The following is a 12886-nucleotide window of genomic DNA, read 5'->3' as shown; positions in this document are numbered from 1 at the left end:
TCGGACTGAACCTGATGTCATCCAATATCAGAAATCAACTGAACCTGAACTTAGAATATGGATACAACCAGAATTTTGAGGCAGAAGTAAGTTACGAGCGATACCTCTATGATTATTTCAGAGTCTTTGCCGGGGTAAACATGGAAAATGAAATCGAAAAAAGCCTGGATGAAATCAGCACAACGGCCGTGATCGGTATTCGATTCCTAACTCCATACCTATTCAATCTCGATGTAAGAATGGACAGTAAGCTGAGACCAGAATTCCGGATAAGCAGAGAGATTATGGTCTTCCCTCGCACCACCATCTTCGCAAATTATGAATATCAAATGGATTTTGGGTGGACTGATACCCTTCCTGAATCCGGAGAAAACTCAAATTATAAGGGAGAAACTACTTGGTCTGCCGGAGCTAGCTATATCCTTTCCAGAAATTTCTCATTGATGGGAAGTTATGACAATCGCTTTGGCGCTGGTGGTGGATTGACAGTGAGATTTTAACGGTAATCAACAAAAAAGATCTTCGCACTAATTGAAATGCTATAAAATTCTAAAAAAAAGTACACTATCTCTACTCATATGAAAAATATACTCAACAACAAATTTGTCCTGATAGCCCTCACATTGGTGGTCGGACTGGCTATCGGTTGGCTGATCAAGCCTTCTTCGGCTCCAACAATTGAAACTGATGAACATGAACATGTCGAGTCTATAGCGGGTATCCCTATTACTTATACTTGTTCTATGCACCCTCAGATTCGCCAAAATGAACCTGGAGATTGTCCTATTTGCGGAATGGACCTAATTCCTTTGGATAATGACAACTCAGATGCTGACCCTATGGTGTTGACCATGTCGCCCACTGCAATGCAGTTAGCCGGAGTTCAATCAATGGTAGTTGGAAATGAAGATGCTAATAAGTCCATCCGTTTGAATGGTAAAATCCAGGCAGATGAACGTCAGAATTACACACAATCTGCTCATATCCCTGGCAGGATAGAGAATTTGTCAGTCAATTTTACCGGGGAATATGTCAAAAAAGGTCAGGTGTTGGGACAAATCTACTCACCGGAATTGGCTACAGCTCAGGAGGAGCTTTTTCAAGCAGAAAAGATTAAGGACACACAACCAGCACTTTTCAATTCAGCCAAAGAAAAACTCAAAAATTGGAAACTGACTGATACACAGATCCAGCAAATTCTTACTTCAGGGAAAGTGACCGAGCAACTACCAATTTTGGCTAATGTTTCTGGATACGTGACTGAGAAAATGGTGAATCTGGGTGACTATGTAAACCGTGGAGAACCTATCTATCAGATCGCTGATCTCAGCAAAGTTTGGGTGCTGTTTGATGTCTATGAGTCAGAATTACAATGGATTAAGAAAGGTGATCAGATTGAATTTACTGTGCAGTCACTTCCAGGAGAGACTTTCACAGGAAAACTAAGCTACATAGACCCCATGATCAACCCTCAGACCAGAGTTGCGAAAGCAAGGCTGGAAGTCAGCAATTCTAATCTGAAGTTCAAGCCTGAGATGTTTGTTTCCGGAAAAGTAGAAAGCAAAGGATCCTCAAAAGACAACAGTATAGTAGTACCAAAAACTGCGGTAATGTGGACAGGAACGAGATCTGTGGTTTATGTAAAAAACGTCACAGATCAAGCTGTCACTTTTAAACTTCGTGAAGTTACACTTGGAGCATCTTTAGGTTCAGCCTATGTCATTACTTCAGGAATAGAATCAGGAGAAGAAATCGCGGTAAATGGCACATTCAGTATTGATGCGGCAGCTCAGCTAGCGGGAAAACCAAGCATGATGTCTCCTGACGGAGGAGCGGCTATGACTGGGCATAATCATGGAGGCACCTCTGAAGTAAAAATGCAAGCAACCAGTCAAACCTCGGGAGGTTCTGTGGTATTATCTACTCAAGCTAAAAATGAGTTGAAACCAATTTTTGACAACTATTTCAAGCTAAAAAATGCCTTGACCAAGGACGACTTGGCTAGCGCCAAATCAACTGCATCAACTATGCTTGCTTCGGTGGAAAAAGTAAATATGTCTGAGTTCAAAGGCGATGCTCACATGGAATGGATGAAATACGAAACAAAAATCAAAGCTGTACTAGCTCAAATTAAGTCTCAAAAAGACTTAGCTGAAATCAGAAAATCATTCCTACTTATTTCAGATGAAATGCTTGGCATGGCAGAGAATTTCAAGCCTTTGTCCTCCAAAATATATGTGCAGCATTGTCCTATGGCCGATAATAACCGTGGTGCTGACTGGTTGAGTTTGGAGGAAAAAATAGTGAATCCATACTTTGGAGAAGCTATGCTTACCTGCGGAGAAGTCACTAAAACGATACAAAATTAATACGAAACAAAAACATTCAAACTTATGAAAATTAAAATATTAGCACTTGCCCTTGTTGCGGTGGCAGCCTGCAATCCAAAAGAAAAGGAAAACCATGACATGGATCATATGGAACATGAAATGGAAGCAGAATCTCATGAAATGCATGAGGAGAAGCCTGCGGAAGCACCTAAAAGTCCTAGAGCTACAGCTATGGCCATGACCGGTGGAAATCATATTCATATTGATTACAGTGCTCCTAGTGCAAGAGGTCGACAGATTTTCGGTGGGCTTGTGGCTTACGATGAAGTTTGGGTGACAGGTGCCCACAAGGCTACCAATATCAAATTTGACAAGGATGTGATCATAAATGGAGAAGCGATAAAGGCTGGTCAATATGGGCTTTTTACCATCCCTGGTAAAGATGAATGGTCAGTGATTCTAAATCAGGATTGGGACATGCATTTGGCGGACGATTACAAGGATGCAAATGACATTTTACGGATCAATGTTAAACCTGAGACTTTGAACGAAACTGTAGAAGCTCTAACTTTCGATGTGAAAGAAAAAGATACCAAAACAACCACTATAGCTATGTCTTGGGACAAAACCAAGATATCCTTTGACGTATTGAATGCCAATTAATGAGGAAGAATAATCAATATTACGCCCGTAAAATCCATCGGTTTTTGGGCGTATTTATAGGTATCCAATTTATATTCTGGACTATTTCCGGACTATATTTTAGCTGGACAGATATTGATGAAATTCATGGCGATCATTTCCGTACGGAACATATGATGCATGAAAATGCAAATGAACTCATCGATATCAATCAGCTGGATTCTACATTGATGATTGCTACTCTTGAACTAAGGTTTGTCAATCATAAACCCTACTACTGGGTGAATGAAAGCAAATTATTTGATGCTCAATCAGGAGAGCTTCACCCTGAGATATCTGAAGCTGAGGCCAGAGAAATCGCTCAGATTTATATCAAAGAAGATCTTCAAATCAGAGAAATGGAGTACCTGACCGAAGCTGGGGCACATCATGAATACCGAGGAACATCCCTCCCAGCATGGGCAGTGCATTTCGATCACCCAGAAAATCTAGTAGCTTATGTGGATACCAAGAGCGGGCAGTTCACTAAAGTCCGACATAGAGCTTGGCGCTGGTTTGACTTCCTCTGGATGTTTCACACCATGGATTATGCAGGGAGAGACAATTTCAACAACCTCCTATTACGCGTATTTTCCCTTGCCGGATTGGCGGCGGTAGGATCTGGATTCATCTTATTCTTTATGACCAGACAGAAAAAAAACAGAGCAAGAACAAATTCCTCCGCCACGTGAAAATAGTACCAGTATAATCAGAAAATGAATAAGTGAACCAAATAAATTAACTCAATTCAAAAAAAATAAGATGAAAACCAATTTTATCATTGATATTATTTGCCCGAATATCGCTATCACTTATCACATGGAGCGAAAACTGACTGAGCGCAATCCCGAAGAGCATGAACAAGTGTGAATGTAAGGTGAACAAAGAATTAGAAAATGTATCAAGTAGTACTCGCAGCGTACTAAAATATCAGGAATATTGCCCGCTTACTGGAGTTGTGCTTTTTCGCAATTCTTGGCTTAGGTCGAGAACATTTCATTTAAAAATTCTAAATTTTTATTATTTACCTAACTAACAAAAAGTGCCCCGCCCAATTTAGGTGTTTCCCGTTTTTACTAATCATCGAAAGTCTACATGAACGAGTTTTACGGCTAAAATTACGACAGAATCATATTTTATCTTTAAGTTGATTTGATAATTAACTGTTAAACAGCCATATATGTAACAGAAAGTATACCACTTGGTCTCCTAAGTATTTAGCTATTTTTTTCATATTAATTATAGATAATAGCAAGCTAAGACTTATTTAATTTTAGTCCACGCATAGTAAGTAGAGTTATTAGCAGCAGGATTATCCCGATAATCAGAAATGGCAAGGAGCTGCCATAAGAATAAATCCACATACCTAACAATGGCCCCAATACCTGGCCGATGCTATTGGTAGAGGTTTGAGTAGACAAATAAGTCCCTGTATTACTTTCATCAATAAATGAGATCGAGGCTATCAGGTTTGGTGTCACCATCGCCCCGCCTATAGCAAACATTATGATCATCGTGAATACATAGAAGTCAGTTGTTATCAGTGTGAAAATACCCATTGATAAAGCCGCCAGTAAAAACCCTGTAATCAGCTGCAGTCTCATGGGCAGGATATTTTCATCAAAACTGGCAAAGACGGGTTGTAAAACTGCCATGATCAAACCACAGAGCATAAACCCAAGACCAACTTGTGCAGTGTCAAAGACAAGGATATCTTTGGCGTACACGGAAAAAACAGTTTCAAATAGGGTGACGGCCAACTGTATCACTAACGAAAGTAGTAAGAGCCTTAAAAAGACTGGATTGGCCAGCATCGCCGCCATTTTGAGTTTACCTTGCGGGCTATTTGTGTACTGCTCCTTTGGTTTTTTGAGCCATAATACAACGACTACTAAAGCGACTATTCCCAACAATGCAACTACAAGGAAAGGAACACTGAACTTATCCAAAAGCAAGTGCCCAAATCTGGTATTAAAATGCAGATTGGTTTGAGCCAGAAAACCACCAATCATAGGACCGGCAATCACACCTGCACTAACAGCTACTCCTGACCAGGCCAGTATTTTTCTTCGTTGTTTAATACTAGTAAGGTCACTCAGGTAAGCATTGCTCACAGGTATGACAGAAGACGAAAATACCCCCCCTAAAATACGGGCTACATATAGCATGGCTAAAGAAGTTGACAGGCCCGTTAAAACCTGCATGATGACAAAGCCTAACAACCCCATAATAATCAGTACTTTGCGACCAAATCGGTCAGATAGCTTACCCCAAACAACCGCAAATAACAGTTGAAAAAACGGGTAGATACTGGTAAGGATGCCTATGTGATAGTTGATATCCTCATCAGCCACTACACCGGACTTTAGGGCAAGTCGTTCCGTATAGTAGGGTAAAACGGGTAGCAACACGCCATACCCACTCATCACTACAAAAATACTAAGCAAGATAATCGCTATCCTGCCAAGCATTTCCCGATTACCCATTACTTGTTACCTATCTTTTTCTTCAACAATTGAGCATTGATCGCAACAATGATGGTACTCAAACTCATAAATACAGCTCCCACTGCTGGCCCCAATACAAAGCCCGAAGAATAAAGCACCCCTGCCGCGAGAGGAATAGCAATGATATTGTATCCGGTAGCCCATATCAAGTTTTGGATCATTTTATTGTAAGTGGCTTTACCAAATAAAATCAGGTTGGCAATATCATGTGGATTGCTATTGACCAGAATAATATCAGCCGTTTCTGCTGCCACATCAGTACCTGAACCCACCGCGATACCTACGTTAGCTTGCGCAAGTGCCGGTGCATCATTTACTCCGTCACCTGTCATAGCGACAAACTCACCCTTGGCTTGTAACTCCTTTACAATCTCTACTTTCTGATGGGGTAGCACTTCTGAATAGTACCCATCTAATCCCAGTTTATCACTTACAGCTTTGGCAGTCTTCTCATTGTCCCCGGTCGCCATCAACACTTTTATGTTGTTCTTTTTAAATACTTTGATAGCTTCTGCTGACTCAGGTCTAATTTCATCCGCAAGGGCAATGTACCCTGCCAATTTGCCGTCAATTAAAACAAATACTACTGTTTCAGCGGCATCGCTATAAGCATCTTCAGGTATAGCTATTTTTTCATCTCTTAAATACCCAGGACTTACTACTTTGACTTTTTTACCTTCTACATTTGCTTCAACTCCTTTGCCCGTAATCGCATTGAAATTGTCAAGCTTAGGTATTGCCACATTATCTTCCTTTACCTTTTTAATAATCCCGACCGCAATGGGATGCTCGGAACTTAGCTCTAGGGCGCTGGCCAGTCGTAATACTTCCTCTGAACTATACTGTTTATCAACTGATTCAATACGTGTTACTCCAAAATCCCCTTTGGTCAATGTTCCTGTTTTATCAAAGAGTAAAACTGAGATCTTACGTGATTCTTCAAAAGCCGTTCGGTTCCGAATTAATAAACCGTTCTGCGCAGATACAGCAGTAGATATAGCTACTACTAATGGAATAGCCAATCCTAATGCATGTGGACAGGCAATAACCATTACAGTTACCATTCTCTCCAAGGCATACACAAATGGGAATCCTAAAAATAACCAGACGGCTAGTGTGCCAAAGCCTATCGCCAATGCTATATAGGTAAGCCATTTAGCCGCACGGTCTGAGAGATTCTGCATTTTGGACTTAGACTTTTGGGCTTCCTGCACCAGAGTGATCACCTTATTGAGGTAGCTGTCTTTGCCCGTATGCTCTACCTTTACTTTGAGTGAGCCGTTCCCATTGAGTGAGCCACCAATCACTTTATTTTCCAATCCTTTTTTCACAGGTTTTGATTCGCCTGTTAGCATGGATTCGTTCAGATAGCTTTCCCCTTCTACTATAATTCCATCAGCAGGGACTTTTTCCCCTGGTTTGATGAGGATAATATCATCTTTCTTTAAGTCTTCTAATTTCACATCTTCTACACTATCCCCTTTCACTCGATGTGCTTCTGAGGGCATCATACTTACCAGAAGTTGCAAGGCTTTTGAAGCGCCAAGCACGGACTTCATTTCTAACCAATGGCCTAATAACATAATAGCAATTAGGGTGGCAAGTTCCCAGAAGAAGTCCTGTCCAGCAAGTCCAAATACGGTTGCCGAACTGTAAAAATAGGCTACACTGATGGCCATCGAGATAAGGGTCATCATTCCGGGAGCGCCTTGTTGCAGTTCTTCTTTCAACCCCTTTAAAAAAGGCCAGCCACCATAAAAATAAACTATGGTAGAAAGACCGAAAAGGATGTAAGGATTGCCGGGTAATAACCATTCATAACCCAACAGACCTTGGATCATAGGAGAAAAAACCAAGATGGGGATAGTGAGGATAACCGTGATCCAAAAGCGTTTTTTAAAATCTTCAATCATCATTTTATGGTGATCGTGCCCCGCCATCCCCATCGACACATTACCATGGTCATGTTTCATTTTACTATGATCCTTTTTGGAATCATCGTTTTGACCATTGCTTATTTTAGAATGACCCATCTTGGAGTGTTCCATTTCATTGTGCTTATTATGTTCATTATTTTCCATATCTATTCCTCGTTTTGGTTAGGGTATTTCAGATTAAGTTTTTCAAGCTGCTCGGTTAAAATTTTCGCCGCAGTATAATTACGATACCAACGCTTATCTGAAGGGATGATATACCAGGGCAAGTGATCACATGCATTAAGTAGGGTATCGTAAGCCTTCCGGAAATCATCCCATTGGTTGGGTACCAGTTCATCTTCTTTCGTATACTTCCAGCGTTTGTGTGGTTTCGTTTTACGCTCTTCAATACGCTCTATCTGCTCATCAGCAGATATATGTAAGTAGTATTTCAAGATCAAAGTATTATTGGCTAGAAGGTGATGTTCCAATTCATTGATCAAATTGATGCGGTGATCCAATACATCGCCTGATAGACTTTTATTGACGGAAGGCCCCAAAACATCTTCATAATAGGATCGATTAAAGACCCTGATTTTTCCTTTCTCAGGAAAATGAGGATAAATGCGCCACAATAAATCGTGTTTAAGCTCATCAGCCGTTGGCTTTTTAAACGAAGTAACCTGCACACCTTGAGGGTTCATGCCACTAAAAGCATGGCGGATGGTGCCATCCTTGCCCGAAGTATCAAGCCCTTGCAAGACGATAAGCATGCTGTACCTGCCGTCGGCATAGAACTTATTTTGCAACAAAAAAAGCTTCTTTCGGAGTTTTTTCAACGCTTTTTTGGTTTCCGCTTTGATAGCTTCTTTGGATGGTAGCGTGGAAATATGATCAAGCTCAATCATCTGTCATTCATTTTAAGTTTTTGAACCATTGCACCATTGAGGCTGCTACTGTATACCCCATAAGCATCAACCAATATGCCTTTAATACCATTGTTGCCACTGATAGCATACACAATGCTATTATCGTCAGGACTACTCATGCCTTCAAACCGATAAAAAGCATCGACTTCGAAATCTTCCGGATGCAATTGAAGTTTGGAAGTCAGGCATTCCAAGCAGTCAGGTTTTAGATTAAGGTCTTCTACATATCCATCTCTTCTCAAAGCGTTAGTAGCTTCGCTCAAAGTGTCGTAAGAGGCATTTCTATTTGCTTTAGTCATAATGTTCCTGTTTTATAGGTTATCAATAACCCGCCTTAGCCATTGCTGTATCTGTGTGGCATAGTGTGTAGGCGGTCGTTTTTTACCACCTGTATAGATGCCACCGGATCCACTGCTTCCACTTCACCTTTTTTTTTCTATTGCACAATTACATTACTGGGAATCATTATCCCGATTTTGACTTGGGCCTGCAACGCCTTATGCGCAAAGGGCGGATTGCAGGCTCCAGAATTTTGTAAGGACAAAGCTCTTCATCCAGCTTTATTTCAATGTAGCCTATATATAAATTTTAGTTAAAATGCCCAAGCCTTCTTCCTTCACGGCTTCGGTCACATTTTCAATAGCTTCGTTAAAGCATGTGTCTTCCAGTGTTTTCAAAAAATAGTTGTTCATCTTTTATATGTTTTTAAAATTTTATTACCAGAAATGATTCTAGTATTCGCTCATGTTTTGTCAACTGCTAACCCCAATGTTATCCAGTCGTGCATACCGCCTCGATAATATAAAATCCTATCGGCCGGATAACCCACTTCCAAGAGGCTTTTTATGGCTGTAGTAGATTGCGGGCATTGCGGGCCATTGCAAAAGAAGATGGTAAGCTGATTTTCATCTAACTCATCTTTTCTGGCCACTATCTCATCGTAAGGGATGTTTTCAGAGCCGGGAATGGTTATCCCATCGGTAGTATCTGGTTTTCTGGCATCAACAATGGGGTGCCCCTCTTTTTGCTGTTGGTACACCTCCAATTCCCCGACTGTTCTTACCCCCGGGGCAGCCTCTATTGGCTGAATACTTCCCCACGTAGTATCGACCTCCACCAGTCCTTTCTCAATGGTTTTGGGTATCATATGGTTCTGGTCCCTTTTCTCTGTCCTTATTTCCAAAATGTTCATGTTTCTCATTTTCAATTTATTTATCGTATCCATATCGGGCATGCCAAATGACTCTACCTTTTCGTCCACAATCAGTAGCGGAGAATGTTTGAAATGATATTTTTCAATTAGATCCGAGTGTTCTTCAAAATATTTTACCGTATAGGATAAATCTGCACTTTGCAATTCTTTTTCAAGTATTGGCCTGTGTTGACAATCTTTTGTTGCTACAATTAAAATTTCCATAACAGTTTTCTTTTTTAATTATTTAGTGTTGAATAAATTATTCCGGTTCATCTGTTTTCCATTGTAAAAACCATCGTTCACCTATAAATACAATACCCATCAACACAATGGAAACCACTACTACCAAAAGATCATTGGATACTTTTATCCAGATGAATGCGCCCAATACAATCAGATCAAGAAGAATGGCGGTAATAACAATTGCCACATTGACATTTATTTCTTTTCTGAGATTTTTTAACACGCCCCATTGAAGTATGACGTCCATCGTTAGGTAAAAAATGGCTCCTAGCGACGCAATGCGGCTCAGATCGAAAAATGCGGTGAGTAAAATGGCAACCACTACGGTGTAAACAAGCATATGCTTTTGCAATCTTCCAGCCATTCCGAAATGTTTGTGTGGAATTAGATCTATTTCCGTAAGCATGGCCGTCATTCTTGAAACAGCAAATATGCTGGCAATAACCCCTGAAATAGTAGCTACAATCGCAATACCCACTGTAAACCACAAACCATACTTTCCAAATGCAGGTTTAGAAGCTTCGGCCAGTGAAAAATCTTTGGCTGCTATTATCTCAGGGATTGACAAATTGGCTGAAACTGCGAAAGCCACCAATACATACACCAGGGTGCATAAAAAGAGTGATATTATAATGGCACGTCCCACGTTTTTATTGGGATTCACAATCTCCCCTCCACTATTTGTGATGGTGGTAAAACCTTTATAAGCAAGGATGGTAAAAGCCAATGCCGCTATATTACCGGATACTGAATTATCGCCGGAGATAGAGGAAGGCACGACCTCACCAAATGAAAAACCTGCTGCCCATAAACCGCCAATGGCAAAGATGACTAGGCCCCCGATCTTTATAATTGCCATCGCCAAGGAAGAACTGCCAATTACTTTGTTGCCGGCAATATTAATTAAAAAGGCAACCACCAGTAATACAACACCCAACACAGGCACCCAGATGCTGTTTTGCTCTACATCAAAAAGCTGAAGGGTATAGGACCCAAATGTGCGTGCCACCAGGCTCTCCCCAATAACCATTGAAAAAGCCATCAAAAGAGATCCCGCAGCAGTGATCGTACCTGGTCCATAGGCCTTTTTTAGGTACATAGCGATACCACCTGCTGATGGGTAAGTATTGGATAATTTTATGTAAGTATAAGCACTAAAAGAAGAGATGACTGCACCTACTAAAAAAGCTAAAGGAAACAAAGCCCCTGAAAGCTCCGCTACCTGGCCAAGCAAGGCAAAAATACCGGCACCTATCATCACTCCGGTGCCAAGCGCCACTGCTCCGGTTAAACTTAGGCTATTCTTTTTGTAGTTATTCATTATTTGGATTTAGCGAAGTTGAGTCATTAGTTTTCACCATTATAACTCATAGTAAAATAAGCTCCGTCATCCTCAGTAAATTTCTGGCGTAGTAGTACATAACTTTCTGTTAGATACTCTTCTACAGTATAATTGATCGTTTTGATTTTAATGCCCATGATGTAGGCTTCGATAACAGCAGTGCTAGTAATATTAACCTTTCCATTTTCTGTTTTCCTGTTTCTGTTTTTAATCGTAACAAGGCTTTTCGATCCGAAAAAACTCAGCACACCTGACTCTATGCTCATCTTTAATTCGATATCTTTTAACGATTTGGATTTGCTACTTTGTAAATCATATAACTGCTTAAAATCTCTCGAGATCACCTCTACCTTTATCTTTTCATCATCAGGATCACTAAAAGGAAATACGTTAAGCAGTACATCAAACTCTTTAGGATTGCATTGGAAAGTGGTCGAGTATTTTTCATTTAACTGGCCCTTTTCATTGTACAACTCTGTAACCACTTCCACTTTGTACATTTCTCCCGCTTGACTCAATTCTCCTATTATGAATAGTTGTTTCCCTAAAAGCTGTCCATTTTTATCAAAGTTTTCACGTTCTATTTTTTTTCCTGCTATTTGCTCTATTAACATTTCCTTCCCCTGACCATGCGAAATGAAGGGAACTAATTGCAGAAATGTAATAAGGAGGAAGAGAATGTTGCGCATGTTATTTTATTTATTTTTAATCAGGCTATGTTGTTTGTTTCAGTGCAAATCTCCTTTGCTTCCTTAGTGACCCGTTTGATTCGGGATTCAGAAATCCCAATTTCAGTTAGTAGTTCTGGGTTTTCACAAAGTTCCTTACATAGTACCACCATGTTATCAATCAGCATTTTCTTTTCAGGTTTCGTGAGTGTGGTGAGGCAAGTAATAGGATGTAAACCAGATACATTAATCCGATCACTTAAACTTCCCTGTTGTGGATAATCCCAAGCTATGAGTATCAATCCAACGCATTTTCCATATTGGATAGCATCTTCAGTAAAGCGAGTATTAGTGACCACCCAGCCTTCGTGAAACTTATTGGCATGGTCTTCACCTTTTTCCCACTGCTTTTTCACATCCTCAAACCGAGACTTGATATAGAGTGGGATTTTTACATTGCATTTATATCCCTGGCGGTTATGAAACTTACACTCCACCATAAAATGTTTATTATCCTTTTCGGCTACTACATCTATTTCGTGACTAACGCAATAGCCCTGAATAATTACTCCGACTTTAGTAAGGTATCCCTGATGTTTGAGAAGTTCACCCACAAACTTTTCAAAGGGATAACCTGAAGGCCCCAATTCTATAATAGCTTGCTTGATTTTATACCTTCCTGCAACAGATCTTGAGTCCTTACGGAGTATTGAAAATGCCTTTCCATAGATTTTTTTTGTCGATATGCCATCAAAAAGCAGATTCTCAATTTCGCTCACAATCCGATCTATTACAGCTAAGTCAGCCCCTGCTCTTTCAAGAGATTGCCGCAGCTTAGCCTCTGAAAAAGGGGCTTTTTCTCCAGATGCTTTTGTTATAAAAATAGTCTTTCTCGGCATTTAAGCTACTTTAACGATTCAATGTTAAAGTTAGAATATTACCCCTTGAGGAATTTATGATATCTCACTTACGATGTATGAAATTATGACCTTATTAGGGCCAAAAAGCATAGATCAGATAAACGCACTTTTTCGACCATTAAAAGGTATTAGATCCCAACTATACTAAGCTCTAC

General features: G+C 40.3%; 12 protein-coding genes and 1 pseudogene. 4 read left to right on the top strand and 9 right to left on the bottom strand.

All coding sequences use genetic code 11. From position 1 onward, the window contains the following. The 4 genes and pseudogenes from AACZ73_RS21875 to AACZ73_RS21860 form a co-directional block, all read left to right on the top strand. Positions 1 to 500, top strand: a pseudogene (locus tag AACZ73_RS21875) (copper oxidase); the annotation flags it as partial. 78 nt (positions 501 to 578) lie between these two features. Continuing rightward, entirely contained in the window at positions 579 to 2369 is a 1791-nt protein-coding gene (locus AACZ73_RS21870) for an efflux RND transporter periplasmic adaptor subunit (RefSeq protein ID WP_339881030.1), read from the top strand. A gap of 24 nt (positions 2370 to 2393) precedes the next feature. Then, entirely contained in the window at positions 2394 to 2993 is a 600-nt protein-coding gene (locus AACZ73_RS21865) for a DUF2911 domain-containing protein (RefSeq protein ID WP_339881028.1), read from the top strand. Next, complete coding sequence (locus tag AACZ73_RS21860; protein WP_339881026.1) at positions 2993 to 3703, top strand: PepSY domain-containing protein; 711 nt, start codon at positions 2993 to 2995, stop codon at positions 3701 to 3703. The genes AACZ73_RS21865 and AACZ73_RS21860 overlap by 1 nt, the downstream gene beginning before the upstream one ends. Positions 3704 to 4267: 564 nt before the next feature. On the opposite strand, the gene AACZ73_RS21855 is transcribed toward AACZ73_RS21860, so the two are convergent. From AACZ73_RS21855 to AACZ73_RS21815, 9 genes are all read right to left on the bottom strand, one after another. Next, complete coding sequence (locus AACZ73_RS21855) at positions 4268 to 5497, bottom strand: MFS transporter (protein ID WP_339881024.1); 1230 nt, start codon at positions 5495 to 5497, stop codon at positions 4268 to 4270. Further along, the gene (locus AACZ73_RS21850; protein ID WP_339881022.1) at positions 5497 to 7599 is read right to left on the bottom strand and encodes a copper-translocating P-type ATPase; all 2103 of its coding nucleotides are present in this window, start codon (positions 7597 to 7599) and stop codon (positions 5497 to 5499) included. Before AACZ73_RS21850 ends, AACZ73_RS21855 begins: the two co-directional genes overlap by 1 nt. A 2-nt stretch (positions 7600 to 7601) precedes the next feature. Then, positions 7602 to 8342 (bottom strand): PPK2 family polyphosphate kinase, encoded by a 741-nt coding sequence (locus AACZ73_RS21845; protein WP_339881020.1) that lies wholly within the window; start codon positions 8340 to 8342, stop codon positions 7602 to 7604. Next, positions 8339 to 8662, bottom strand: coding sequence for a phosphoribosylpyrophosphate synthetase (locus AACZ73_RS21840; protein WP_339881018.1), 324 nt, complete (start codon positions 8660 to 8662; stop codon positions 8339 to 8341). The genes AACZ73_RS21845 and AACZ73_RS21840 overlap by 4 nt, the downstream gene beginning before the upstream one ends. A 137-nt stretch (positions 8663 to 8799) precedes the next feature. After that, positions 8800 to 8856, bottom strand: a complete 57-nt coding sequence (locus tag AACZ73_RS21835) for a hypothetical protein (protein ID WP_339881034.1) — start codon at positions 8854 to 8856, stop codon at positions 8800 to 8802. A gap of 249 nt (positions 8857 to 9105) precedes the next feature. After that, positions 9106 to 9780, bottom strand: a complete 675-nt coding sequence (locus AACZ73_RS21830) for a rhodanese-like domain-containing protein (RefSeq protein ID WP_339881016.1) — start codon at positions 9778 to 9780, stop codon at positions 9106 to 9108. Positions 9781 to 9817: 37 nt separating this feature from the next. Further along, a complete protein-coding gene (locus AACZ73_RS21825; RefSeq protein WP_339881014.1) occupies positions 9818 to 11122 on the bottom strand; it encodes an APC family permease in 1305 nt (434 codons plus the stop codon). A 26-nt stretch (positions 11123 to 11148) separates the two neighbouring features. Beyond that, entirely contained in the window at positions 11149 to 11832 is a 684-nt protein-coding gene (locus AACZ73_RS21820; protein WP_339881012.1) for a hypothetical protein, read from the bottom strand. A gap of 20 nt (positions 11833 to 11852) precedes the next feature. Beyond that, positions 11853 to 12710 carry a restriction endonuclease gene (locus tag AACZ73_RS21815; RefSeq protein WP_339881010.1) on the bottom strand — a complete coding sequence of 286 codons (858 nt, stop codon included), beginning with the start codon at positions 12708 to 12710 and terminating at the stop codon, positions 11853 to 11855. Between the last annotated feature and the right edge of the window lie 176 nt (positions 12711 to 12886).

This window comes from uncultured Algoriphagus sp. (assembly GCF_963974835.1).
Lineage (GTDB): Bacteria > Bacteroidota > Bacteroidia > Cytophagales > Cyclobacteriaceae > Algoriphagus.
This window is presented reverse-complemented; position numbering and strand designations above follow the sequence as displayed.

What these genes read in the sequence shown, in the direction of transcription:
- AACZ73_RS21830 (WP_339881016.1), bottom strand. Translation starts at nt 9,780, where the DNA reads ATGGAAATTTTAATTGTAGCAACAAAAGATTGTCAACACAGGCCAATA.
- AACZ73_RS21845 (WP_339881020.1), bottom strand. Translation starts at nt 8,342, where the DNA reads ATGATTGAGCTTGATCATATTTCCACGCTACCATCCAAAGAAGCTATC.
- AACZ73_RS21840 (WP_339881018.1), bottom strand. Translation starts at nt 8,662, where the DNA reads ATGACTAAAGCAAATAGAAATGCCTCTTACGACACTTTGAGCGAAGCT.
- AACZ73_RS21825 (WP_339881014.1), bottom strand. Translation starts at nt 11,122, where the DNA reads ATGAATAACTACAAAAAGAATAGCCTAAGTTTAACCGGAGCAGTGGCG.
- AACZ73_RS21870 (WP_339881030.1), top strand. Translation starts at nt 579, where the DNA reads ATGAAAAATATACTCAACAACAAATTTGTCCTGATAGCCCTCACATTG.
- AACZ73_RS21815 (WP_339881010.1), bottom strand. Translation starts at nt 12,710, where the DNA reads ATGCCGAGAAAGACTATTTTTATAACAAAAGCATCTGGAGAAAAAGCC.
- AACZ73_RS21865 (WP_339881028.1), top strand. Translation starts at nt 2,394, where the DNA reads ATGAAAATTAAAATATTAGCACTTGCCCTTGTTGCGGTGGCAGCCTGC.
- AACZ73_RS21820 (WP_339881012.1), bottom strand. Translation starts at nt 11,832, where the DNA reads ATGCGCAACATTCTCTTCCTCCTTATTACATTTCTGCAATTAGTTCCC.
- AACZ73_RS21850 (WP_339881022.1), bottom strand. Translation starts at nt 7,599, where the DNA reads ATGGAAAATAATGAACATAATAAGCACAATGAAATGGAACACTCCAAG.
- AACZ73_RS21855 (WP_339881024.1), bottom strand. Translation starts at nt 5,497, where the DNA reads ATGGGTAATCGGGAAATGCTTGGCAGGATAGCGATTATCTTGCTTAGT.
- AACZ73_RS21860 (WP_339881026.1), top strand. Translation starts at nt 2,993, where the DNA reads ATGAGGAAGAATAATCAATATTACGCCCGTAAAATCCATCGGTTTTTG.